This window comes from Microcoleus sp. B4-D4 (genome assembly GCF_036705185.1).
Taxonomy (GTDB): domain Bacteria; phylum Cyanobacteriota; class Cyanobacteriia; order Cyanobacteriales; family Microcoleaceae; genus Microcoleus.
Genome location: NZ_JAUBTX010000029.1, coordinates 1 through 24,125, shown reverse-complemented (window position 1 = coordinate 24,125; position 24,125 = coordinate 1). Strand labels below are relative to the sequence as shown.

The following is a 24,125-nucleotide window of genomic DNA, read 5'->3' as shown; positions in this document are numbered from 1 at the left end:
CGGTTATGAAAAAAATTAGTAATTTTCGGCTCAACTCGATCGCCTTTGGTGCCATATTATTGATAGCAGCATTTAACACGCTCCCATTTGTAAGTCTGGCACAGCCAATGCCGAGGGAAGAGCCCGGCAAGCCGCTGACTCAATCGGGAGGGCCGCGCTTCGTTCAGCCCAGTGAAGATATCGACGCGGAAATAACAATTCCACTGGCAAGACCTGTACGCGGTGGCGGCTGCGCGATCGACTCTAACCCAAATCCCATAAATCTCACAGCCCTAGCCCCTCCAAACAAGCTCGCACGGACTGCTTCCGACTATCCAACATTCTTGTTCTACTTGCCTCAAACAAGGGCGAAATTAGCCGAATTTACCCTGCTAGATCCAAGCGCCAAGGAGATTTACAAACAGACTCTGCCAATTAGCAATTTATCAGGGACGATCGAGTTTAGTATCCCCGCTAATAAAAATGTGCCGCCCTTGGAAGCAGGCAAAACTTACCGTTGGAGTTTTACAGTGATTTGCGACTCTCAAGACAGATCGGGCGATCTGCTCGAAATGGGTACTGTGCGGCGAGTTGAACTCAGTGCAGATATCCGCAGTCAATTAGAAAAGGCAGATCCGCGCCAGAAAAGCTTTATTTATGCTGAAAATGGGATTTGGCAAGATGCCATCAGCACCCTAGCGGCAGCAAGACGGGCTCAGCCTGACGATCCAACCCTCAAGGCTGATTGGGAAAGCTTGTTGGATTCAGTGAAATTGGGCAAAATTGCTAAAGAGCCGATCGTCCAAATTGAAGAATTTCAACCAGAACCGTAGAATACTTGAAGAGGAGCGAATTCGACCGTCAAAATATTCAAAATAACCCAGAAAAGGCTTCGGCGGTACGTCAAGCCGGGGAACATCTGGGTTTTGGATGTATTGAGTGCGATCGCCTCAAAAACTCGCGAGTTGTACAATACGCGATCTCTTGAGGTGTTCGCACGCTCAATGAAAAACACCAGATCCTACCGATTTTGGATTTATTATATTGCGAGTTATTGAGGTGCTCCCACGCTTGGTAAAAAATGCTTGTTTCAAAAATGATATCATACCCGGTATATCGCCATCACAAAAACCGTTTCGCTCGTAGTGCGGACTTCAGTCCGCTATTCGGTTGCGGACTGAAGTCCGCACTACTAACCTTACTGATATCCGTAGCTTAACTATCAAAAAAAAACTTTAATTATGCCTGCGCGCAAGAGCTTACACTTACCAGAAATTGAACTTTCTTACCTAGAATGGAACTCAGCAACAGACAGCAAAAAAGAAGCAGAAAAAGTGCCGCGCTTGCTGCTGCTGCACGGTTTAGCAGATAGTGCTGTTGTCTGGACTATCTTAGGCAATTACTTGGCGAACCGCTATCATATTGTAGCGCCAGATATGCGGGGCCACGGAGAGAGCAGCAAACCGGAAATCGGCTATACTTTTGCAAGTGCGATCGCAGATTTAGAAGCTTTGATGGCACATCTCAACTGGTCTTCCTGCCACATTTTAGGACATTCTTGGACGGGAAAACTAGCACCGATTTGGGCGAGACAAAATCCCGATCGCTTTTGCAGTATGATTTTAGTAGACCCAATCTTCATCACCAAACTGCCCGCAGCGATGAAACTCACCCTCCCAATTGTTTACCGCAAATTAGATTGTCTCAAATGTATGGGCCCGTTTGCGACTTTATCCCAAGCAGAAGCAGCAGCCAAACAATCGGGAGAATACGCTGGTTGGAGTGACGCGCAGCAAATGATATTCCAACACCAAATGGAACAAAAATTAGACGGAAGTTGGGGCAGTAAATTTACGATTCCCGCCAGAAATCAGATATTTACAGAAGTGATGAAAGTTGCCGGTTTGACTGAAAATATTGAAATCCCAACTTTGTTCGTACAGCCGGAAAAAGGCGTAAATCGCATGGATTGGCAAATGCAGCCGTACAAGAAATACTTGAAAAATCTTACCGCTACAAAAGTACCGGGGAATCACTGGTGTTTTTTGACTCAACCGGAAACTTTCAATCAAACTGTGGCACAATTTTTAGAGGGCGCGAGATAGTGAATGTAGAAATTATCGCACATCGGGGATTTTCGGCGATCGCCCCTGAGAACACTTTAGCAGCTTTTGAACTGGCGATCGCCCGCAAAGCTAATTCAATCGAATTCGACATCCAGCTATCAGCCGACAGCGTACCGGTGATTTTTCACGACGCAACATTAGATAGAATCACTGGATTTTCTGGTAAAGTCAGGGAACAAAATCTGTCTCAATTGCAGAAACTTGATGCGGGAAAATGGTTTAGCGATGAATTTTCAGGACAAAAAATCCCTACTTTCGCAGAAGCATTAGTTATCCTGAAAAAAGTTGACAAATTTCTCTATTTTGATGTCAAGCCGCATTGCGAATGGTCGGATGCAGAAGTTGGGAATTTTGTCAATAGTTTGCAGGGTGCAGAAATCCCACACAAGTGCATCATTACCTCGTTTAGCGAGCAATTTTTGGCACAAGTGCGGCGGCTGTCTGACGATTTGGCGATCGGACATATCGTTGCTAATCTAGAAGCATACAAAACTCAATTATCTCAAGCTGTGGCGCATGGCGATAACTTGATTAGCAGCCAGTACCGCGTTTTGCTAGAAAATCCCGCACTGATTCAAGAAAGCCGCAGTCAGGGAGTTGACATTGTGGCGTGGACGGTGGACGATCCAGAAGATAGGCAAAAGTTAATTGATTTGGGTATCACTCGGATAGTCACTAATTGTTTGATATGATTTTTTTGAACCGCAAATTAACGCAAGTTAACGCTAGATAATAGATGAATTACTTTCGCCAAAGCATCCATGAAATGTCGGGTTACGTGCCGGGAGAACAGCCACCCGCAGGCACAAAAATCATTAAACTAAATTCTAATGAAAATCCCTATCCGCCTTCTCCAAAAGCCTTAAAAGTGCTTCAGGAAATAGACGGAGAAATGCTGCGGCGCTATCCAGATCCAACGGGCAAAAATTTCCGCATTGCTGCTAGTAAAGTTTTGGGAGTACCTGACGATTGGATTGCGGTAGGTAACGGCAGCGATGATTTATTAAACTTGATAGTTCGCGCTGCGGGCGAACCGGGAAAACAGATTGTTTGTCCTGCGCCAACCTATGTATTGTACCGCACTTTGGCACAAATTCAAGATGCACAATTTCTCGAAGTTCCTTATCCCGACGATTACCAGTTACCAGTCGATTTGCTAATAGCAGCCAGAGGTGCTGTGACATTTGTAGCTTCGCCAAACAGTCCATCGGGAACAGCTATTTCTGTGGCTGATTTGGAGAAACTGGCTCAAGAGTTATCGGGTATTCTTGTGATTGATGAAGCTTATGTAGATTTCGCCGAAGACAATGCTTTGGAGTTGACAAAAAAGTACAGTAATGTTATAGTTTTGAGAACTCTTTCAAAAGGTTATTCTCTAGCAGGATTGAGGTTGGGTTTTGCTATAGCAAATCCGCTGCTGCTGGCTGAATTAAATAAAATCAAAGACAGCTACAATGTTGATGCTGTAGCCTATGCAGTGGCGGCGAGTGCGATCGCAGATTCAGATCACAAAACAGCCAACGCCGAAAAAGTCAAGGCTTCCAGAGCAAAACTAGCCGTCATTTTCAAAGAATTAGGCTTTAAAGTTTGGCCATCGCAAACCAACTTTTTGTTAGTTAGACCGCCCAACGGCGATGCAGAAAGAATTTATCAAACACTGAAAGAACGGGGAATATTGATTCGATACTTCAATCAGCCGCGATTAGAAGACAAATTGCGAATTAGTGTAGGTACGGAAGAACAGAATCAAATATTAGTTAAAACCTTGAACGAAATCCTATAAATAACGATCGCACTAAAATTAGTTTGTAATGAGGAATGCAAGTCCTCAAATTTTTATGAGGACTTGCATTCCTCACTAGAAACAGCTTGATTACGGATAATTATTAGGATTATCAATAGCCAACCCTTCTGAATGAGCAATATCCAGCAATCTCTTGTCCGCCGAAACAAAAACCAGTTGAGTATCTGGCACGAAAAAACTAACGAGAGTAGATTGAACCCGCAAAGCTGACGCTAATTGCACAGAATCATAAGCCCGCAGCGGGTTTTGCCTCACCAGTTCACCCGCTGTTTCTATCAAAGTGCGATCGACTTCAAGAACTTCATACTGGTTGTCAAAATCCGTGAGAAAATCTCCCATAAGTTGGTTAACCTCATCGAAAGATAGACTACCCTCTCGTTGACGGCGTGAAAAAGCGCTGCATACCTCCACCCAAGTAATCTGAGAAATCGCGAGAAAGTTACCTGCTACTGGAAGAGTAATTGATTGAATCCAATTACTTCCGAATTCAGGCACATACCGTTTAACCAAAGCGCTGGTGTCTAAGAAATAGGCATTTACCACGGGCCGCGATCCTCAATAACGATTTCAGAAAGAGGTTTCCCCACTCTTCCCTTCAGTTTTTCAAACAGTTCGCGCCGCTTTTGTTCTGCGGCGGCATCTAGCTTAAACTGTTTTGTTGGAAAAGGCACCAATTGCCCTTCTGTCATCATCTTAATCATCGACTTTTGGCGCTGCGACACTTCCGCTACAATTGTGATTTCCACAGTTTCCCCATCATTCAATGACAAAGGACTCAGGGGACGAAAAACCCCGTTTTCGTACACAGCAGTAATAGTTTCTGGCATAATTAGCCTCTTAATTAAATGCTTAGACTTATTGTATAGCCTTTCAAGCGAAAGATGAGGTACTATCTGGGATAGGGCATAGGCCAAACCGGGCATCGGGCATAGGGCATACCTCACTTTTTTGAGAACCGCTATACTTCTTTTATAGTTGAAAGTAGGGTGCGTCAGCTAGGATTATTTCTGCGAGAAACAAACAATCTCAAAACTGACGCACCGGACAATAAATGGTGCGTCAAAATCATACTTTCGGCGCTGATGCAAGAATCTCAAAACTGACGAACCCTACCACTAAAGCCTTCTTCTTCCCTCTTCCCTCTTCCGACGGACTTACATCCGTTACATCCGTTACATCCGTTACATAATCCGTTGCCGAACTTCCTTCTTTTAATTACTTCGTTGCTACCACAGCCAAATTCCAAGCCAACCGCTTCATCAAAGGCAACTTCTTTAAAAACCCATCCAACCCTTCCAATCGAGAATATTCCGGTTTCAATCTCTCTTGTTCAATAATAATTTTTTTCCAGTAACGCTCCTCATTGGGATGTATTTTCTCGATCAAATAAAAGCGTAAAAAAATCCACAGCGCCGCCAGCCAAAATGTATCGTAAGCCGTCTTTGAAAACAAAGACTCGACAAATTTCACAATATTAATATCCAAAGGACTTTCATCCTCAGTCCGCACCTCAGTAGCCATTCTGCGGTAAACATTAATCACCGGATTGTGCTTCATCGGGTCCCAAAAACAAGCTTTCCCCCCTGGTTTCAGCACGCGCTGCATTTCGCGAATTGCTTTTTCTGGTTCAGGTAAATGGTGCAGCAAGTTAGAAGCGTAAACAATATCAAAACTGTTATCTGGAAAATCTAGCGCCATTGCATTGACAGTACAACCTTCTATAATAACGCCGTTTTTTTCGGCTAATTTCAATGCCACATCTACCATGCCCTGAGAATAGTCTGCAGCTACGCATTGCGCGCCTTTTTTGGCAAAATAAACGCTGTTTTCTCCAGCACCGCAGCCTAAATCTAAGAGGCGTTTCCCGGTAATATCGCCTATTTGTTTGAGGATAAATCTATTTTCTGGGGCAGTACAAGCTTCAAAATAATCATTGACTCGAATGCCGTCAATATCTATTGTTGATGCCCAGGCATCGTGGAATTCTCGCTCTTTGTTTAAGGTTTCTTCTTGCATTTTTTACATGATTATTTTTAGGTAATTAAGTTAATTTTTTAACCGCAGATGAACGCGGATTAAGGCAGATTAATTGAGTTTGATCTGCTTCGATCTGGGTTCGTCTGCGGTTTGGTTTAAGCAAGATGGTTGACTGCAAATTGATCAGCGCTGTGCTTGTGCAACAACTTGATTGGCGATCGCAGTTGGCTGTTCGGAGGATTTTTCAGGCTGCAATGACACGTACAGTCGATTTAAGGCGCTGATGTATGCTTCTGCGGAGGCGACTATGATGTCGGTGTTTGCTGAGTGACCGGAAAATACTTTGCCTTCGTGGCGCAGACGAATTGTTACTTCGCCGATCGCATCTATGCCGGCTGTTACTGATTGTACAGAAAACTCAATCAACTCGTTCGGTACGTTTACCACGCGGTTAATTGCTCTGTAAATCGCATCCACTGGCCCGGTGCCGATCGCAGCATCCGTCAATTCTTCTCCCGATGGATTCCGCACCGTAACGGTTGCTGTCGGGCGAGATTTGTCGCCGCAGGAAACCTGCACCAATTCTAACCGGAACAGTTCCGGTGCTTGGTGGGCTTCGTTGTTGGCGATCGCCTCCAAATCCCAATCGGTAATCTCTTTTTTCTTGTCCGCTAAATCCTTAAACTTGACAAAAGCTTTATTTAGCTCATCGTCAGCCATTTCAAAACCCAACTCTTTCAAGCGAGTGTGAAATGCGTGGCGGCCGGATAATTTGCCCAGTACGATTTGATTTTCCGTTAAGCCGATCGACTCAGCGTCCATAATTTCGTATGTCAGCTTATTTTTCAGCACTCCGTCTTGGTGAATTCCCGACTCGTGGGCGAAAGCATTGGCCCCGACTATCGCTTTATTTGGCTGCACCAACATCCCCGTTAAATTGGAAACCAAGCGGGAAGTTTTGTAAATTTGGCGCGAGTCAATATTTGTCAGCGGTTCCTCAGAATCTGCTGGTCGGCCCAAGAACGGATTGAAATATTGCCGCCGCACGTAAAGCGCCATTACCAACTCTTCCAAAGCCGCATTTCCCGCGCGTTCGCCAATCCCGTTAATCGTGCATTCTAACTGTCTTGCGCCATTTTTGACCGCTTCCAAAAAGTTAGCAACAGCCAATCCTAAGTCATTGTGACCGTGAACTGAAATAATTGCGCGATCGATATTCGGCACATTTTCCTTAATTCCCCGAATCAAAGCCCCAAACTCGTTCGGAGTCGTGTAGCCAACAGTATCGGGAATATTCACAGTAGTTGCACCGGCGGCGATCGCCCGTTCTAGAACCTGATACAAAAACTCCGGTTCCGAACGACAAGCATCTTCCGGCGAAAACTCCACATCATCCACAAAAGACTTAGCGTAAGCCACCATTTCCGGCACAATTTCCAGAATCTCAGCCCGCGTCTTTTTCAGCTTATATTCTAAGTGAATGTCAGATGTCGCCAGAAACGTATGAATTCGCGAATTTACCGCTGGTTTCAGAGCTTCTGCTGCTGTTTTGATATCCGGCTTTCTCGCCCTTGCCAAACCGCAAATTGTCGGCCCATTTTCCGTGCCAACCGATCGCGCTATTTTTTGGACGGCCTCAAAATCTCCCGTGCTGGTGAAAGGGAAACCCGCTTCTATCACATCCACGCCCAATCTCGCTAACTGTCGAGCGATCGTCAGCTTTTCATCCACATTCAGAGATGCGCCAGGAGATTGTTCTCCGTCCCGCAAAGTCGTATCGAAAATAATCACCCGGTCTTGACTTTGTTGAGTTTTCATAGCTCTAAAAAAGTGTTTTCCTGATTTTTACTTGTTTGTGTTTCTGGATTTTTAGCCTTCAGTCACCAGTCCCATGTCTCGCGCCAATAACGAATATTTAATAACCCATAACCCATAACTGATGACTGTTGACTGTTGACTGTTGACTGTTGACTGTTGACTGTTGACTGTTGACTGTTATTGGGAATTGAGAATTGGAAAGTGGGAATTCGTAGCAAGTAACCAATAACCAATAACCAATAACCAATAACTAATAACTAATAACCAATTCCCAACAACTAATGACTAATGACTAATGACTAATGACTAATGACTAATAATCCATTTTTTCGATATGTTCCCGAATTTCATTCAGGTCTATATACCTATCTGTAGCATTTCGTAACTCTCTAGCAATCATTCCTTCGGTGGATACCACAGTAATATGAGTATTTTTTGACCGCAGTAGCTCGATCGCCCGCTCAAAATCTCCATCCCCGCTAAACAGCACAACTTGGTCGTATTGATCTACCGTATTAAACATATCAACCACAATCTCTATGTCTAAATTAGCTTTTTGAGAATATCTGCCCGAAGCATCATCGTAATATTCCTTAAGAATCTTAGTACGAACCGTGTAACCCAGACTGATCAAAGCATCTCGAAATCCCCTTTGATCTTGCGGGTCTTTCAAACCCGTATACCAGAAAGCATTGATCAAGATGACATTTGGCTGCGAAGTTTTGAAATATTCGAGCACCCTGCGAGGATCAAAAAACCAACCGTTCTTTTGTTGAGCGTAGAACATATTGTTCCCGTCAACAAAAATAGAAAGGCGGTTCATTAAGTTTGTCATAGAACTTAGACCTAATAATTGTAGAAAGAAGTTAATCTAAATATCACATTTTAGCAATATGGAGCTAACTGAGGCAATAGATTAAACTTCAGAAAACTCCATCCCTCCAGTATTTCATATTTTCGGCTCTACCGCCAGAGGGTGATTTTAAAGCTGCTTGCATTCGATCGACCTTGCTCGGTCGATCGAACCAGATTCCCGATAACTCATGTTCAGTCGTTGTCGGCTGTTGGGTCAAAGTTAATTGGGGTTGAAACTACCGCCAAGCAGGCTTGCACCCAGCGCATTACTTTACCTTATACTCCCGTAATTTGATAGCTGAGGGTAGAAGTGCTCAAGCCTTTTTGCTTTCCAGGGCCCAGCGAGCTAATTCTGTTCGGTTGTGCAGACCTGTTTTGCCTAGCATATTGCTGACGTGGCTCTCTATAGTCCGCTGGCTAACATTCATGATGTCTGCTATTTGGCGGTTTGCCATACCCTGCGCTAGCAACTGTACCACCTTTAACTCAGTTGGAGTCAATTCGACATGGCGACGGGCTTTAATTCTTGGGCCGCTCTCAATACCTGGAGTAGAGTGGCGAATTAAACGAGATGCTGCTTTCAGGGAAGACTCTACTTGAGCTACCAGTTCTTCGGGTTCAAAAGGTTTAACTATATAAACGTCAGCCCCAGTGCTCAAGCCTTTTACTCGATCGGAACTTTGACCTTTTGCTGACAAGAAAAGAACTGGAATCCAGTTCGTGCGCGGGTCTTCTCTGATTTGTCTGACTAAAGTGTACCCGTCCATTTCTGGCATCATCACATCGCAGATGATCAAGTCGGGGATTTCTTCTTCGAGTTTTTCTAGGGCGTGTCTGCCGTTTTCTGCTGTGATGACGTTATAACCCCGAAATTCTAAGTAATCCTTGACTAGCAAGATCAAGTTTGGGTCGTCGTCAACCAGCATCAGCCTTTTTTGGTCTCCTGAGTTATCCTTCATGTTTGTTCCCGCTACAGTACCCCGCACAATTTCTCGTTTTCACACTTGTTTATTTTTGTCCCCCGCTGACACCGCCGCCCCCTTGACGGCGGACGGCGAAAGCGAGTGATGCTATTGCGCTCAGGGGAAAGCGGGGCGGGTGTTACCGCTTTCTTTCCCAGCGATCGGACTTTGTTTGTAAATGCCTTACCACTAGGAACAAAGCCAAAACCTATGACTGACGATCGCCCGATTAATCATGACGATCCGGCTGAAGTTAACAAAAATTATCTTCCTCGCCAACAGTCATCGATGATGTGGTCGGGCCTTGATTTATAGGATCGACCCGCTCGAAGCGCTTAGCGTAAGATATTTAATCTGGATACGTTCAATTGTATGTTGATGCCCCAATTTTAATTGTTACTTTATAATTTAGAAAAATTTAAAGACTCCTTACTTACGTATTTAACTATTTCTAGTGTAGTTTGGCAAACTGCCTGATGTCTGCTGTTGAAAAACTTTTGGGCAAATTGTCGCCCGATCGAACTTCTTCCCGTCACCCTCCTCAAAAAAATTAAAGCGACCGGCAAGATTACCAGAGACTGACCCGAAAGTACAGTTGTTCGATCGCGATCGCCTTTTGCGCCGGAGAATCTGAGCTTCAAAGCCTTCAACTTAGCACCTTATTTATAACGCTCTGCTTTTTGAGAGCGCTACATAAATTTAAATGGCTGGTTTTCCGCGATCGGGCTGTGGCAAAGGATGAGTTAAAAAAGCGTATTCTTCCACGACCTCCTGCCCGATCAGATGTTCCTGAATAATTCTCTCGATGACGGGGGGCGTAACGTCGCGATACCATACTCCGTCTGGATAGACCACCATAATCGGACCCGACGCGCACACTCGCAGGCAGTTGGCTTTAGTCCGAAAAATGCAGCTTGGCCGATCGGCACTCGGTTTGTCCAGGCCCAATTCTTGCAAACGTTTTTTTAAGTAATTCCACGCTACCAGACTGGTTTCTCGATCGCAGCACTTAGGCACCGTTTGGTCGGCACAGATAAAAATATGTCGGTCGATTCGATCGATTCCCAGGCTTTTGACACAAGCCCTCAAGCCTTGGCTGCAAGATTCATCCTGATTTTCTGTCATTATATTCATTCGTCAATAGTAATTTTTGGGCGATCGAAAGCCATCACCTCATCACCCCATCACCAAATCTCCCATAAGCTGTACTGCATTTAAATTGTATATTTCGACGCTCAATCAAAAATCTTCTCCCACTCTCCCCCACTCTGCCCATCTCCCCTCTCCCCATCTCCCACTCTCCCACTCTCCCCCTCTCCCACTCTCCCCATCTCCCCACCTCCCACTCTCCCCCTCATTTTCTGTTCGGGAACCCGTACAGACAGATAAGTTGCGATCGCCCCTAACTAAAGCTAAATTAGCACTCAGGAGTCGAGAGTGCTAATATGTCAGTAGCAAGCAGTCGGCTGTTGCTTTCATAGCGACCCCGGCCGGCTAACTGACTAGGATCTGTAATCTGGAGATTTATTTATGGCAGCAGTATCACTGAGTGTTTCTACCGTTAAACCTTTAGGCGAGCGCGTGTTCGTGAAAGTAAGCGCTAGCGAAGAAAAAACCGCCGGCGGCATCCTTCTGCCCGACACAGCAAAGGAAAAGCCCCAAGTAGGCGAAGTCGCGGCCGTGGGCCCCGGCAAGCGCAATGACGACGGCAAGCGCGTTGAAATGGAAGTCAAAGTCGGCGACAAAGTTCTCTACTCGAAGTACGCAGGCACCGACATCAAACTCGGCACCGACGAATACGTCTTGCTAGCCGAAAAAGACATTCTGGCGATCGTTAACTAATTAATCATCAGTCATCAGTCCTGCCGTCATCAGCCATCAGTTTAAAGCCAAGGCCGCCAAACAACTAATGACACAGGACAAATGACTAAAATCCCTCCCCAATCAAAAATCTCAAACCTTTTCATCCCCAAAAACTATGGCTAAGCGTATTATCTACAACGAAAATGCACGTCGCGCCCTCGAACGCGGCATGGACATTTTGGCAGAAGCAGTGGCCGTCACCCTCGGGCCCAAAGGTCGCAACGTAGTTCTCGAAAAGAAATTCGGAGCTCCTCAAATCGTCAATGACGGCGTTACCATCGCCAAAGAAATCGAACTAGAAGACCACGTTGAAAATACAGGCGTTGCCTTGATCCGTCAAGCCGCCTCCAAAACCAACGACGCAGCAGGCGACGGCACCACAACAGCTACCGTTCTAGCTCACGCAATGGTTAAAGAAGGCCTGCGGAACGTCGCAGCCGGCGCAAATGCGATCGCCCTCAAACGCGGTGTTGACAAAGCAACCAGCTTTTTGGTCGAAAAAATTGCCGAACACGCCAAACAAGTAGAAGATTCCAAATCCATCGCCCAAGTAGGCTCAATCTCTGCCGGTAACGACGATGAAGTCGGCCAAATGATTGCCAACGCAATGGACAAAGTGGGCAAGGAAGGCGTAATTTCCCTAGAAGAAGGGAAGTCTATGACCACCGAGCTCGAAATCACCGAAGGGATGCGCTTCGACAAAGGCTACATTTCTCCCTACTTTGTCACCGACACCGAACGGATGGAAGCGATTCTAGAAGAACCCTTCATCCTGCTGACAGACAAAAAAATCGGCTTGGTACAAGACTTAGTACCCGTACTCGAACAAGTAGCCCGTTCCGGCCGCCCGCTGGTGATTATTGCAGAAGACATCGAGAAAGAAGCTTTAGCTACTCTGGTTGTCAACAAACTGCGCGGCGTGTTGAACGTGACTGCTGTTAAAGCACCTGGTTTTGGCGATCGACGCAAAGCCATGTTAGAAGATATCGCCGTATTGACCGGCGGTCAACTAATCACCGAAGATGCTGGTTTGAAACTGGAAAACACCAAGCTGGATATGCTGGGCAAATCCCGCCGCATCACCATCACCAAAGACAACACCACAATTGTTGCCGAAGGTAACGAAGTCGCTGTCAAGTCCCGCTGCGAACAAATTCGCCGTCAAATGGACGAAACCGAATCTTCCTACGACAAAGAAAAGCTGCAAGAACGTTTGGCCAAATTGGCTGGCGGCGTTGCAGTCATCAAAGTCGGCGCGGCTACCGAAACCGAAATGAAGGATCGCAAACTGCGTCTTGAAGATGCGATCAACGCAACCAAAGCTGCTGTCGAAGAAGGCATTGTTCCTGGTGGCGGTACAACTTTGGCTCACCTGACTCCTCAATTGGAAGAGTGGGCTAATAGCACTCTCAAGGGCGAAGAATTGACCGGTGCTTTGATTGTGGCACGGGCTCTGGCTGCTCCTCTGAAGCGGATTGCTGAAAATGCTGGTTTGAACGGCGCTGTCATCGCTGAGCGCGTCAAAGAAAAGCCATTCAACGTTGGTTTCAACGCAGCGACAAATGAGTTTGTCGATATGTTTGAAGCTGGTATCGTTGACCCTGCGAAGGTAACTCGTTCTGCTCTGCAAAATGCAGCATCTATTGCTGGTATGGTGCTGACAACCGAGTGCATCGTCGTTGACAAGCCTGAACCGAAGGATGGCGCTGCTGCTGGCGCTGGCGGCGGCATGGGCGGCGGCGACTTCGATTATTAATCGCTAGTCGATCGTTTGATGGGGCGGGCTTTAGGGCCCGCCCTGTTTTTTATATTTTGGAAGTGCTTTGGCGTTGCACAATTATAGTAGGATCAAAAAATCGAGCTAGTTAGCAAGTAGCAGGTAGATGAATACTCTATTTTTAGACTTGGAGTTTGGGCCAATTTATGGTTCTTTTAGAGCAGACTATTTTCCTACAGAAATTGGTGCCGTGATATATGATGTAGAGCGGCATCAGCTTTTATTTGAGACTAAAAAATTTTCCTATGATGTATTCCTTGTTATCAGGCAAAATATTATTAATGACATTGGTAAAACTGTTGGATTTTCGGAAAGAGTGGCAAACCTTAAAAGAGGAGAGTATCAGAAAGTATTCGATCCGAGCTACCGGATCGAAAAGTCTGATAAAGTTATAGCAAGAAAGCTACGCTCCCAATGCCTAGATGAATTACGCGAATACATTCACAACCTGTTTAATATACATCAAGTTGACCAGATTGTATTGTTTGGTGGGAGGGAGGATATCAAGATTTTGAAAATGGCAAAAGTCAATATATCGAATATTCAAGTTATTGACATACAACTTGTTATTCAAAAGGAGGTAGGCTATCTCTTCTCTCTTGACAAAATATCGTTGATTCTCGGATTTTATGCTAAAAACAAATGCTTTGGATCAAAGAATTTTAACTATAAATTGCCATTAAAGTATAAAAATAAGATGAAACCTCATTCAGCATTTGGAGATGCTTGCAGAATTTTCATAGTGTGCAAGGAGTTTTGCGCTGTTAAATCAGAGTTGGTGCAGCAATGTAATATGTACTGCGAAATTAATAAAATCACTAAAACGAATTTCAATAGGTTAACAAGCTTAAATGTATTGCAATCCCAACCATCTAGCCAATTTAAAGTGACACTCCTGTTAGAAACTCTCTCATCAGGAAAGGTTTCTGCTTCTGTTTTCGAGTTTCCGCAATGTCAAGTTGAAGCAGCAACTCGGGAAGAAGCCATTACCCAACTTCAAATCACATTTTTAGAACGACTTAAGCATATTGAAGCTATTTCCTGGGAAGTACCGATTCAGGCTTCAGAACCCACCTGGATGCAATTTGCGGGTGTGTTTAAAGACGATCCAGATTTTCAGGAAATTATGGACGAGATTTGTGCCGAACGTACCTCTAGCGATGACTCTGAAATCGATCCCTCATACTACCTGTAGAGGTGATTTATAGAATAGTAAGCTAACATGAATCTATCATTTAAAGATTTAAGGTTTATTATAGAAGCCATTGAACATCAAATCAATGCCTATCAAGAACGTTTGCAAGTAATTGAAGATGTAGATGAGGATGAGGCTGCCGATCTAGGGAACGATATTAAATTTTTAGAGCTTCTCCACGCAGACATGAAGAAAAGTTTAGAGCATAATACTGGACGGGAAAATATCGCTTATGAACAAGCGCTATCTGAAGCCCTAGAAGAGACTTTTGCAGAGTGGGAAACTAGCGAGGCGATGACGGCGGAGGAAGCCTGTAAACGGCTCAGAGTAATTTCAGATCAAGCTCTCGAATAACTTTGAGAGAAGGCAGCAAAAACTGATCCGCCTAAATGCATAATCAAAATGTGGCTTTTATTAGCTTTGAATAACCAGGCACACCAATTATGAAACTTTACCATAGTCCCATTTCCCCCAACTCCCGCCGCGTGTGGATCGCCCTCATAGAAAAAAACCTCAACTTTGAATTAGTAGAAATCACTTAGACGGCGATCGCTTAGATCCAGAATTTATCGCCATGAATCCTTTTCACCGCATCCCTCTTTTGGTCGATGATGACTTCACTGTCGTCTAGTCTCTAGCAATTCTTGACTATCTAGAAACAAAGTATCCCGAACCGGCAATGCTGCCGAAAGAACCGCAAGATTTGGCGGGTGTGAAGATGGTAGAATTGGCCACGGTTAACGAACTTATGCCGGGACTTGATCCCCTCAGTAGTGAAATAATGGGATGGGGAACTCCCCAAGCGCAGGAAATCGCAAAGGCTAAGGAAAAAGTCGATACTGTGTTGAAATTCTTTGAAGGTTTGTTGGACGATCCTCTTCGAGGGCTTCGCTAACGCGCATTTTTCTGGCCCTGCACAATTACCAGTCAGCGAATGTCTTCATAAAACAGTTTGAGATACCTCGCTGAAACCCCAAAACCCCACAAAAAACCGATCGCCAGATAGATGGCAGTTGCTTTAAGTTCGCCCCAATGCGCCACCCGCCGATCGCTACTTTCCACCACCCGATTTACTAACTTAAGTCTCCCGCGGCGCGCTAACTTCAAACACAAATCCGCTTCCTCCATAATTGGCAGCGCCGCATCGAAACCCGCGCCTTCCCAAAAAACAGTACGGCGGCAAAAAATAACCTGATCGCCAAACAACAAGCGCAATCCTTTAAAAAATAAATGAGGTCGAAATAACAGCGGCGCGTAGTAAGTTTTTAGATAATTGTGCAGCGAAAAACCCCATCTTGTTTGCTGCGAACCAGCCATCACCGAGATAAACCCGCCTCCGACAATTTTAGCATCGGACAATGTTTTCTGGATGACTGCTACAATGTCGTCAGGAACTAAAGTATCGGCGTGGAGAAAGCACAGAATTTCACCAGTGGCGGTTTCTGCACCTAGGTTCATTTGCGCGGAACGTCCGGCTATACTGCTAGAAATAACTCTGGTGATGGCGGAAAGTGCGATCGCCACTGTATCGTCTTGACTGCCGCCATCTACCACTAACACCTCCCAAGCCGGAGGATTGAGAATGCTGAGTTGGCGCAAAGTGCGTTCCAGACAAGTCGCTTCGTTGAGGGCGGGAATGATAATAGAAACGCGATTCATCTGGTTGAAATTCATGCCAAAAGTATTATACTAAAACATTGTGACGATTCGCAACAAAACAGAAGACCGGGCAGTTAAAACCAGGTCTATACGAACCAAACCCTAGCATAGTGGGTTGAATACCGGGCGGTTAAAATTACGTTGTCTTGTTCAGTCTGCAGACGCAAACGAAAGTTTTTGTCAACCTGGTTTCAACCGCTGTCTGTATCTATATCTTCCACTAATTAGGACTAAAAAAATCGTGCCAACGAAAATAGAAGTAAAAAACGATCTAGAATTTTACGACGAAAATGCTGATAATTGGTGGGACGAAAATGCTAAAATCTATGCTCTCTACCATCTAAATAAACCCAGATTTGAGTTTTTTGACAGACACGCGACTAATTGGCAAGGGCTCAAAACCTTGGATGTCGGGTGTGGCGGCGGTTTTTCCTGCGAGTTTATGGCCGAGAGGGGCGCTGTGGTTTCTGGAATAGATCGATCGGACAAGTGCATCGTAGCAGCTCAAAATCATGCAGTTACCAGCGGTTTTGAGATTGACTACAGGCAAGGTTTTGCCGAAAATATGCCCTACGCGGACAATACCTTCGATGTCGTCATCTGCGTAGATGTTTTAGAACACGTTGCTGATTACAAAAAGGTTGTGTCAGAGGTTCACCGAATTCTCAAACCCGGAGGACTTTTCTTTTTTGATACCATCAACCGAACTTTTTCTTCGCAAGTTGTGATGATTGGGCTGATGGAAAATATTTTGCAAGAAATTAGGCGCGGCGTTCACGATTGGGAAAAGTTTATTACCCCGGAGGAACTGTCTGCGGTAATGCGAAATACTGGTTTTGGGAATATTGAAATTAAAGGTTTTGATATGTTTGGAGAAATGGGTTCTGTTTTAACCGAAATGCACGGTTTTTGGGAAAATCTGACGGGGGGAAAACAACTATTTCCTTCCCTGGCGAGTTTTCAACAGGTTTCTCAAGTGCTACTTTCTAATCTCGCTAACTATGTTGATTACAAAAAGTCTGGGTTGTTTAAAATCCAAATTAATGAGGATAGGTCGATTATGTATGTTGGCGTAGGGGCGAAGAATAATTAGTCATCAGTTATTAGTCATCAGTTGTCAGTCGGTAGGGGCGGTGGATGGTGCGTGCGGGCCCTCTTAACTTAGCAGTCATCAGTTATCAGTCATCAGTTATGAGTTAGCTGCTAGTGATAACTGATGATTTTTTATAATTAACTGCAAATTATTGCCAAGTATTTGGCGAATGAAGTGCGATCGCCCCTCGCAGTCCGATCGCCCAAAAACACCGCCATATCTGAACTTTAGGCTGGAATCGCTGCTCGTGCATCTAGAGCAGCCAATCTTTGTAACAAATCTTAACATAAATTAATTGACAAATTATCTAAATTGCATGGTAGCTTATTGAATATTAATTGCAATAACTGCCGGAATTTAACAGTACCTGGAGGTCAATCACCGTGACAGCAGCAATAGTTTCCGCGTCAGCGTCGCGAATCAGCGACGGACAACCAGCCGATAGCCAGAAACTGATGAGTTTGGGTAAAAATTCTGAAATACCCGACCTCGATCGCTCCAAAGATATCACCCTAGCGGTTTTAGAAGGAGTGGGAACTCTCACGGTGGGCGATCGAACAGTCACTTTAAAGCCCGGAGTATTTGTGTTTGTACCCGCCGAGATCCCGCGCACTCTCAAAGTACAAACAATGCTGAAATTGTTACTAATTGACTGCGAACCAGACCCAGATCTGAGCGAATCAGCTTGGTTAATGAATTTTCAACTTTAACCAAATGAAAAAACATTGCCCTTGCTGCCTTGACTCTCTTATTTCTCAGGTTCGCCACAATCGCACCTACTGGTTTTGTCTCAATTGCAGGCAAGAAATGCCAATTTGTGAATCGAAAACCAGAAATATCAAGCACTATCAAATTTCACATTCGGAGTAAAAATGTCAAAAGCAATTGGTCTGTTCTACGGAACTACTACTGGTAAAACTGAGTCGATCGCTGAAATGATCCGAGATGAATTTGGCGGCGATATCGTGACTCTTCACGAAATCGGTAGCATTGACAATGATGATTTTGCCGAGTACGAATGTCTGATTATCGCTTGTCCGACTTGGAATATCGGCGAACTGCAAAGCGACTGGGAAGGTTTTTTCCCAGAACTGGATGATATTGATTTTAGCGGCAAACAAGTAGCTTATTTGGGAACTGGCGACCAAGAAGGCTACCCGGATAATTTTATGGATGCAATGGGGATTTTGGCTGAAAAAATCTCGGAACAAGGCGGCGAAACAGTCGGTCTATGGCCCACAGACGGTTATGATTTTAATGAATCTAAAGCTGTAGTCAATGGCAAGTTTTTGGGTCTTGCTATTGATGAAGATAATCAATCGGATCTGACGGAAGCGCGAATTAAATCTTGGGTATCTCAACTCAAGAAAGAATTTAGCTTGTAGACTGTTAGGGTGTATTTTTAAACTAATTCTTTCGCTCCTGATCCCCCTAAATCCCCCTTAAGGAGAACCACTTTGAGGGGATTTTCGCCCCTTTTTTTTTGAGTCGGGGAGATAAAGGACGCAATAAAATACGCCCTAGCAGTCGAAGTAAGGTGCGCGGGCGCACCCTACATTTAAACGTTATGCTTAAGTAATAAATAACTCTATCTCCAACTGAAAATAGATGAAATTTAGTTCAGATGATGTGCTTTGGTTAAGTGTAAGTCCGAGTTTGCTATGCTTCGATCGCTCGCTGCTTTCTTATTTAAATGATTCTGTACCTGTGCAAGTATGGGAATACCAGCAAACTGAAGACGAAGGTTGCTCTTTGGATATGGCTGTTGAACTGTTGCACGATTTTTTAACAATGCGCGATCGCCCAATTCATCTCATCGGCCACAGTACCAGCGGATTAGTCGGTTTAATGTATGCGCGCCGCTATCCTCACAAAGTTAGTTCTTTGGGACTTTTAGCTGTCGGTTTGCCATCTTCTGTTAATTGGCAAGCACATTACTATACGCATCTTGCAGCTTTTCCGTGGAGTAGCCAACAAGTTTTGACTCAAATGGTAGACGATATGCTGGGATGTCAAAATCAAAGTATCAGTCAAAAATTTATACCATATTTTGAGGATGACTTAGCCTGTTCTCCTTGTCCTCACTCCTTATTTAGGATGAATAATTCCCGCGATGAGGGTGTAGAAGTACCTTTGTTGATATGCAGCAGCCAAACTGATTTTGTGGTATCTCCTATTGTGATGCGCCGCTGGTCAAAATTTCTTAAAAAAGGCGATCGCTTTTGGGAATGTCCAGACGGGCGGCATTTTTTCCATCACTTCTATCCAGAACAAGTCGGGGAAGAAATATTGAATTTTTGGCTATCTCTACACAGTCGCCAACCGGTTTTAGATTTTAGATATTAAGGGTGTATCGCTACCATCAATCAAAGTTATTAACAGATTTTGGCCTGAAAAGCAATCTACTTGCCTAATTTCCCCAATTTAACGAGGTACCGATTGCTTGAAAGCACTACAGGTGCGATCGCACTTCCAAGCATGACAATTACCGGGGAATGTATCATCACAACTTAATGAGTATTATATGCAATAACTATATAAATAAAAACCAACCTGCGGGCGGACGCAAAAAAAGCCCAAGAAAGCTGCAACCCTACTTCCAAGAACTTTTGAGCCTGAAAATTATTGTAACGTTCTGAGGTTTTTCCGTCAGCTTATTGCTATTAGTGATGCACACAGTAAAAATCGGATTTGCCAACAGCCTCGAAACAGGAGTGCGTAAGGAAGTTGAAAATCAAGCAGCTTTTGCAGTGCGAGACTTCAAAAGTCGATCGAATATAGTGCGAGCCTCCCCGATCGCGAGTTGTACAATACGCGAGTTCTTGAAGCGATCGCACTATAATAAAAAAAAATGCTTTTTGTAAAACTGAGATGCTCCCATGATCATAGTTCTTTCTAAAATCTCTAATTAATTAATTAAATTAATGGCAATTTGCAGAAACTGGTTCCTCTACAGGTGCTGATTGATCGGGACTTACCCACACATAAATCTCGGTAGCATCCTCGTTGCAACTGTGACATCCGCCGCACTTTTTCGCCTCTGCCATTTTCCTGATGCGGCCTTTACGGATGAGGCGGTTGAGCATTCCACGCAAAGCATCGCCATCCATGCGGAAATGGAGTTTTAAATCGGCAAGAGAAGCTCTTTTGTTGTCAGCAATAAACTGTTGGATATCGCTTAAAATCATGGTCTTTATCCTTTATTTTTCGTAAAATGTTGATGCGAATATTAGTTTGGGGCGGGTTTATGAGATTTTTGGTCTTTTTTTGTAGGTAGTTGGTGAACCCCACCCAACAGAATTTTTGGATGTTGTTTTTCTGAATTGATTGGTTAATAATTTTATGGTTTGTAGGGGCTGGTTCACAGGCAATTTATAGCAAAAATAAATAATCTTGTAAACCCGCCCCACCCAAAAGACAATCTCAGCTAGAATTTTGCTTGTCCGAATCAATCTATTTTGTAAGGTGCGGATATGTGAGATTGCGATCTTGATTTAGGGATTTTTGATGGCTCCGCACCCTACAATTAATAAATACTAACTACTGACTTATTGCTTCGCGCCGTTTGGGACGCATTGCACCAGCCATTTTTAATCCTGCCAGTGTCAGGGCCATAGCTATTGCTAGTGTCACTAACCAAATAATTGAAGATTCTGGATGCTCTGCGTAGGTCACAACCTGATAATAGAGCACCGCCGCCCAATAAGCTAAACCAGTAGTCCAAGCACAGGCGAATATTGTCCAACCTAAATTAGTTTCGCGGTACAATGCAGCCGTTGCCGAAACACAAGGAAAGTACAGCAATACAAACAATAAGTAAGCAAAGGCTGCGTGATTGGAACCAAATCTTTGCGACATTTGTCCGTAGGTGCTACTAGAAATACCTTGATCTTCTTCTGCCTGTTTTTGGTCTGTAATATTGGCGGAACTTAAGCCCAATGGGTCAAAAAGTTGACCGGGAAGTTTTGCGATATTCTCTGGAATGCTGAGATATGCTTTGCTAACGCCACCCCAAAAACTGAAGGGTTCCTCTGGTTTTTCTGGTTCTGCACTTGCTGCTTTTTCTTCGTCGGATAGTTGGGTGTATAGAGAGTCTAAGGTGCCAACCATTACTTCTTTGGCAAATACTCCTGTTAGTAATCCGACGGTGGCCGGCCAGTTTTCTTTGGTAATTCCCATCGGAGTAAATATTGGTGTTGCTGAGCGGGCAACTGCGCTCAAAATTGAATCTTTGCTATCTTCTTTGCCGAAGGAACCATCTGTGCCGACGGAGCTCATGAATCCGAGTACAATTACCATGAGGACGATCGCAATTCCGGCCTTTTTGATAAAAGCCTTCAGTCTGTCCCAAGTCCGCAGCAGTACGCCTTTGAGTTTGGGAATGTGGTAGGGTGGCAGTTCCATAACAAAGGGTGCAGCTTCTCCTTGCAGGATGGTGTTTTTTAAGATTAATCCGGTGAAGACTGCTGCTAAAATTCCTAATAAATAAAGCCCTAATACCATGTTCTGCCCGCCGACTTGGAAGAATGCGCCGCAAAATAAGGCGTAAACTGCTAATCTGGCGCTACAAGACATGAATGGATTCATCATAATCGTCATCATGCGATCGCGCTTATTTTCCAATGTCCGCGTCGCCATGATTCCGGGAATATTGCAGCCAAAACCTACCATCATCGGTACAAAGGATTTGCCGGGAAGTCCGACAAATCGCATTAATCTGTCCATGACGAAGGCTGCCCGCGCCATGTAGCCAGAGTCTTCCAACACTGACAAACACAGGAACATCATCCCAATTTGAGGAATAAAAGTCGATGTAGTTTGAATGCCGCCACCAGCACCTTTTGCCAGCACTCCGATTAACCATCCAGGGGAATTGAGGCTTTCTAAAACCTGAGCAAAACCATCTACAAAGATTGTTCCTAACAAGATGTCAAAAAAGTCGATAAACACTGCACCAACGTTAATCGAAATGGTGAAGATTAAGTACATCACCATCAAGAATACGGGGATGCCTAACCAGCGATTGAGCACAATTTGGTCAATTTTATCGGAAATGTTGGTTTTGACTTCTCTGGAAGATTCTACTATGCCTTGGGTGAGGGTGCGGATGTAGGTGTAGCGGCTGTCGGCGATGATAATATCTAAGTCGTCATCGAGGGTTTCGTGGACTCTGCGGCGGTGGGGGACGACTATTTGTTCTAAGTCTTTGTTTGCGAGTTCTGGGGCGACTTCATCCTGATATTCTAATAGTTTCAGGGCTGTCCAGCGGGCATCTACTTGACGATTGGGGCTGTGTTGTTCAATATGCGGGATGAGTTGGGCGATCGCATCTTCGATCACAGCCGGATAAGCGACATAGGCAGATGGTGCGATCGGCTTTTGTAGCGCTTTATTCACAGCATCCCGCAACAGAGACACTCCGTCATTTGACGAAGCACTCATCGGCACAACCATACAGCCCAATCGTTCTGCAAGTTTGTTAACATCAATTCGGATGTCCCGTTCTTTGGCAACATCCATCATATTTAGCGCTACAATCATCGGCACGCGCATCTCTAAGACTTGGGTGGTGAGATACAAATTGCGCTCTAAGTTGGAAGCGTCAATAATATTAACAATCACATCTGCTTCGCCAGATAGCAAATAATCTCGCGCTACCAATTCATCAAGGCCCGTATCTCCATCTTCGGCATCTATAGAATAAACTCCCGGCAAGTCAACAATCGTAATTGGTAAACCATCATGAGTATATTTTCCCTCTTTGCGTTCGACGGTTACTCCCGGCCAGTTTCCCACTCGCTGGTTAGCACCTGTCAAAGCGTTAAATAAGGTAGTTTTTCCACAGTTGGGATTGCCCACCAATCCAATAATTTGCTTGGCCATTATTTCATCTCCTCTACAAATAGGGTTTTGGCTTCATCTTTCCGCAAACTGAGCTTGAAACCCCGCACTAGGATTTCTACGGGATCTCCTAGAGGTGCGTGGCGAGTGACAGTAAATTCGGTTCCCGGTGTCAATCCCATTGCTAACAATTTGCCTTTGTAGCCGCGGGCTGTTTTTTCATAGCCAACCACTTTGCCTGTGCTACCAACAGCTAAATCTCCCAATTGTATTTTGTCGTTCATTTGTTGTTTTGATTTAGCCTAAATTTGTACAAATTCAATCAACTTGTTGAAGGCAGCAACCCTCTCAGCATTTGTGAATATCTAGATTTTTTCTGATGCCCCCGGCAGTTAAAAAAATGTTCGCAAATCAAATAGGATTGCTGTAGATTTATGGCACTTTTCCTAATTCGTACACATAATTTTTTGTGCCATACCTGCGCCCAAACCGATGCGGTTTTCGCCAATTGCCACAATCACCGAACCGCCGGAGTGGCTGATAATTTGAAGTTCGGTACCGGAGACAAATCCCATGCCGATGAGGCGACGCACATAGCCTTCTGAACCCCTGAGTGTGACTATTCGCAGCTTTTCGCCGACGCTTGCCATTGCTAGGGGGAATGATTTACTCTTGGCTGAGTCTGGTTGAACTTCTATCTGAGCTTCTGTGCTGTTTTCGGTTTCTGAGGCTTCTGCTGTTTCTCCATAAAAGGTAAAACCCTTGAAATGTCCGGGGTTTGACTCTTGGTTTTGTTGGCTGTATTGTTGTTTCATCTGTTTTGGAAGTCGATCGACTTTAGTAACTTCTTGCTTGGACTGGCTTGTCCAGCAACTTGAGATATATTCTCAATACGCTCGGCTCGCGATCGCAGACAGGGCTAAATTCCCGGTTCTAGCGAACTATTTCCCGTTGAATAGTTCGGAAAATACTATTCTCCAGGCCTAATAATTAGGCAGATTTTTCGCGGGCCCCTAGTTTTATGTCTCTTGCGTTAGATGCGCGTTAGATACTCATGTGGGCTGCAATCACTAGCAACCAATACCTGTTGTCCTTAAGCACTGTAGTTTAGACTAAAAAATGAGCGTAGCTAAAAGTAGCCACCTTTGAATCTCAGGCAAGCTGTTGCTTAAAAAC

General features: G+C 44.5%; 30 protein-coding genes. 16 read left to right on the top strand and 14 right to left on the bottom strand.

The features are described 5' to 3' along the window. Positions 1-5: 5 nt before the first annotated feature. From QUB13_RS20085 to hisC, 4 genes are all read left to right on the top strand, one after another. Positions 6-812, top strand: coding sequence for a DUF928 domain-containing protein (locus QUB13_RS20085; protein ID WP_333383876.1), 807 nt, complete (start codon positions 6-8; stop codon positions 810-812). Between the two features lie 408 nt (positions 813-1,220). Next, a complete protein-coding gene (locus tag QUB13_RS20080; RefSeq protein ID WP_333383873.1) occupies positions 1,221-2,084 on the top strand; it encodes an alpha/beta fold hydrolase in 864 nt (287 codons plus the stop codon). Continuing rightward, complete coding sequence (locus QUB13_RS20075) at positions 2,084-2,797, top strand: glycerophosphodiester phosphodiesterase (protein WP_333383871.1); 714 nt, start codon at positions 2,084-2,086, stop codon at positions 2,795-2,797. Before QUB13_RS20080 ends, QUB13_RS20075 begins: the two co-directional genes overlap by 1 nt. A gap of 44 nt (positions 2,798-2,841) precedes the next feature. Beyond that, positions 2,842-3,888 (top strand): histidinol-phosphate transaminase, encoded by a 1,047-nt coding sequence (hisC, locus tag QUB13_RS20070; protein WP_333383867.1) that lies wholly within the window; start codon positions 2,842-2,844, stop codon positions 3,886-3,888. 90 nt (positions 3,889-3,978) lie between these two features. On the opposite strand, the gene QUB13_RS20065 is transcribed toward hisC, so the two are convergent. From QUB13_RS20065 to QUB13_RS20035, 7 genes are all read right to left on the bottom strand, one after another. Then, a complete protein-coding gene (locus QUB13_RS20065) occupies positions 3,979-4,452 on the bottom strand; it encodes a type II toxin-antitoxin system VapC family toxin (protein ID WP_333383864.1) in 474 nt (157 codons plus the stop codon). Beyond that, entirely contained in the window at positions 4,446-4,736 is a 291-nt protein-coding gene (locus tag QUB13_RS20060) for an antitoxin family protein (RefSeq protein ID WP_193973425.1), read from the bottom strand. Before QUB13_RS20060 ends, QUB13_RS20065 begins: the two co-directional genes overlap by 7 nt. Positions 4,737-5,124: 388 nt before the next feature. Next, positions 5,125-5,925, bottom strand: a complete 801-nt coding sequence (locus QUB13_RS20055) for a class I SAM-dependent methyltransferase (protein WP_333383858.1) — start codon at positions 5,923-5,925, stop codon at positions 5,125-5,127. 144 nt (positions 5,926-6,069) lie between these two features. Next, a complete protein-coding gene (locus tag QUB13_RS20050; protein ID WP_194069832.1) occupies positions 6,070-7,704 on the bottom strand; it encodes a 2-isopropylmalate synthase in 1,635 nt (544 codons plus the stop codon). Between the two features lie 313 nt (positions 7,705-8,017). Continuing rightward, a complete protein-coding gene (locus QUB13_RS20045; protein ID WP_006633075.1) occupies positions 8,018-8,539 on the bottom strand; it encodes a LabA-like NYN domain-containing protein in 522 nt (173 codons plus the stop codon). Between the two features lie 88 nt (positions 8,540-8,627). Then, a complete protein-coding gene (locus QUB13_RS20040; RefSeq protein ID WP_333383854.1) occupies positions 8,628-8,777 on the bottom strand; it encodes a hypothetical protein in 150 nt (49 codons plus the stop codon). Positions 8,778-8,873: 96 nt separating this feature from the next. Beyond that, entirely contained in the window at positions 8,874-9,518 is a 645-nt protein-coding gene (locus QUB13_RS20035; protein ID WP_194011504.1) for a response regulator transcription factor, read from the bottom strand. Positions 9,519-9,626: 108 nt separating this feature from the next. On the opposite strand from QUB13_RS20035, the gene QUB13_RS20030 reads away from it, so the two are divergent. Next, entirely contained in the window at positions 9,627-9,836 is a 210-nt protein-coding gene (locus tag QUB13_RS20030; protein WP_194069836.1) for a hypothetical protein, read from the top strand. 86 nt (positions 9,837-9,922) lie between these two features. On the opposite strand, the gene QUB13_RS20025 is transcribed toward QUB13_RS20030, so the two are convergent. Together QUB13_RS20025 and QUB13_RS20020 are read right to left on the bottom strand one after the other, a co-directional pair. After that, entirely contained in the window at positions 9,923-10,162 is a 240-nt protein-coding gene (locus QUB13_RS20025; protein WP_333116492.1) for a hypothetical protein, read from the bottom strand. Between the two features lie 58 nt (positions 10,163-10,220). After that, on the bottom strand, positions 10,221-10,646 hold the full coding sequence (locus QUB13_RS20020; RefSeq protein WP_333383849.1) for a (2Fe-2S) ferredoxin domain-containing protein: 426 nt from the start codon (positions 10,644-10,646) through the stop codon (positions 10,221-10,223). Positions 10,647-11,051: 405 nt separating this feature from the next. Here QUB13_RS20020 and groES point away from each other — a divergent pair, with 405 nt between their 5' ends. The 6 genes from groES to QUB13_RS19990 all read left to right on the top strand — a co-directional run bounded on the left by groES (position 11,052) and on the right by QUB13_RS19990 (position 15,251). Further along, positions 11,052-11,363, top strand: a complete 312-nt coding sequence (gene groES / locus QUB13_RS20015) for a co-chaperone GroES (RefSeq protein ID WP_194008182.1) — start codon at positions 11,052-11,054, stop codon at positions 11,361-11,363. Between the two features lie 136 nt (positions 11,364-11,499). Then, the gene (gene groL / locus QUB13_RS20010) at positions 11,500-13,140 is read left to right on the top strand and encodes a chaperonin GroEL (RefSeq protein WP_194067944.1); all 1,641 of its coding nucleotides are present in this window, start codon (positions 11,500-11,502) and stop codon (positions 13,138-13,140) included. 127 nt (positions 13,141-13,267) lie between these two features. Beyond that, positions 13,268-14,356, top strand: a complete 1,089-nt coding sequence (locus tag QUB13_RS20005; protein WP_333383846.1) for a hypothetical protein — start codon at positions 13,268-13,270, stop codon at positions 14,354-14,356. A gap of 27 nt (positions 14,357-14,383) precedes the next feature. Continuing rightward, complete coding sequence (locus tag QUB13_RS20000; RefSeq protein ID WP_333383843.1) at positions 14,384-14,710, top strand: hypothetical protein; 327 nt, start codon at positions 14,384-14,386, stop codon at positions 14,708-14,710. Between the two features lie 89 nt (positions 14,711-14,799). Further along, positions 14,800-14,898, top strand: coding sequence for a glutathione S-transferase family protein (locus QUB13_RS19995; protein ID WP_255515880.1), 99 nt, complete (start codon positions 14,800-14,802; stop codon positions 14,896-14,898). A 137-nt stretch (positions 14,899-15,035) separates the two neighbouring features. Continuing rightward, complete coding sequence (locus tag QUB13_RS19990; protein ID WP_333383839.1) at positions 15,036-15,251, top strand: hypothetical protein; 216 nt, start codon at positions 15,036-15,038, stop codon at positions 15,249-15,251. 32 nt (positions 15,252-15,283) lie between these two features. On the opposite strand, the gene QUB13_RS19985 is transcribed toward QUB13_RS19990, so the two are convergent. Next, complete coding sequence (locus QUB13_RS19985; RefSeq protein ID WP_333383836.1) at positions 15,284-16,015, bottom strand: TIGR04283 family arsenosugar biosynthesis glycosyltransferase; 732 nt, start codon at positions 16,013-16,015, stop codon at positions 15,284-15,286. Between the two features lie 241 nt (positions 16,016-16,256). On the opposite strand from QUB13_RS19985, the gene ubiG reads away from it, so the two are divergent. The 5 genes from ubiG to QUB13_RS19960 all read left to right on the top strand — a co-directional run bounded on the left by ubiG (position 16,257) and on the right by QUB13_RS19960 (position 19,972). After that, positions 16,257-17,108: a bifunctional 2-polyprenyl-6-hydroxyphenol methylase/3-demethylubiquinol 3-O-methyltransferase UbiG gene (gene ubiG / locus QUB13_RS19980; protein WP_333383832.1), complete on the top strand. Its 852-nt coding sequence runs from the start codon at positions 16,257-16,259 to the stop codon at positions 17,106-17,108. A 383-nt stretch (positions 17,109-17,491) separates the two neighbouring features. Beyond that, a complete protein-coding gene (locus QUB13_RS19975) occupies positions 17,492-17,818 on the top strand; it encodes a cupin domain-containing protein (protein WP_333383828.1) in 327 nt (108 codons plus the stop codon). A gap of 162 nt (positions 17,819-17,980) precedes the next feature. Further along, a complete protein-coding gene (fldA, locus tag QUB13_RS19970) occupies positions 17,981-18,493 on the top strand; it encodes a flavodoxin FldA (protein ID WP_194008198.1) in 513 nt (170 codons plus the stop codon). Positions 18,494-18,716: 223 nt separating this feature from the next. Next, positions 18,717-19,454 (top strand): alpha/beta fold hydrolase, encoded by a 738-nt coding sequence (locus QUB13_RS19965; RefSeq protein WP_333383824.1) that lies wholly within the window; start codon positions 18,717-18,719, stop codon positions 19,452-19,454. A gap of 323 nt (positions 19,455-19,777) precedes the next feature. Then, on the top strand, positions 19,778-19,972 hold the full coding sequence (locus QUB13_RS19960) for a hypothetical protein (RefSeq protein WP_333092195.1): 195 nt from the start codon (positions 19,778-19,780) through the stop codon (positions 19,970-19,972). A gap of 57 nt (positions 19,973-20,029) precedes the next feature. Here the strand turns inward: QUB13_RS19960 and QUB13_RS19955 are convergent, their stop codons facing one another. From QUB13_RS19955 to QUB13_RS19940, 4 genes are all read right to left on the bottom strand, one after another. After that, complete coding sequence (locus tag QUB13_RS19955) at positions 20,030-20,296, bottom strand: FeoC-like transcriptional regulator (protein WP_333092196.1); 267 nt, start codon at positions 20,294-20,296, stop codon at positions 20,030-20,032. Positions 20,297-20,648: 352 nt separating this feature from the next. Next, positions 20,649-22,991 (bottom strand): Fe(2+) transporter permease subunit FeoB, encoded by a 2,343-nt coding sequence (feoB, locus tag QUB13_RS19950; RefSeq protein ID WP_333383818.1) that lies wholly within the window; start codon positions 22,989-22,991, stop codon positions 20,649-20,651. Beyond that, positions 22,991-23,233, bottom strand: a complete 243-nt coding sequence (locus tag QUB13_RS19945) for a FeoA family protein (RefSeq protein ID WP_194067931.1) — start codon at positions 23,231-23,233, stop codon at positions 22,991-22,993. The genes feoB and QUB13_RS19945 overlap by 1 nt, the downstream gene beginning before the upstream one ends. A 162-nt stretch (positions 23,234-23,395) precedes the next feature. Beyond that, a complete protein-coding gene (locus QUB13_RS19940; protein WP_333116509.1) occupies positions 23,396-23,764 on the bottom strand; it encodes a FeoA family protein in 369 nt (122 codons plus the stop codon). Positions 23,765-24,125 lie beyond the last annotated feature (361 nt).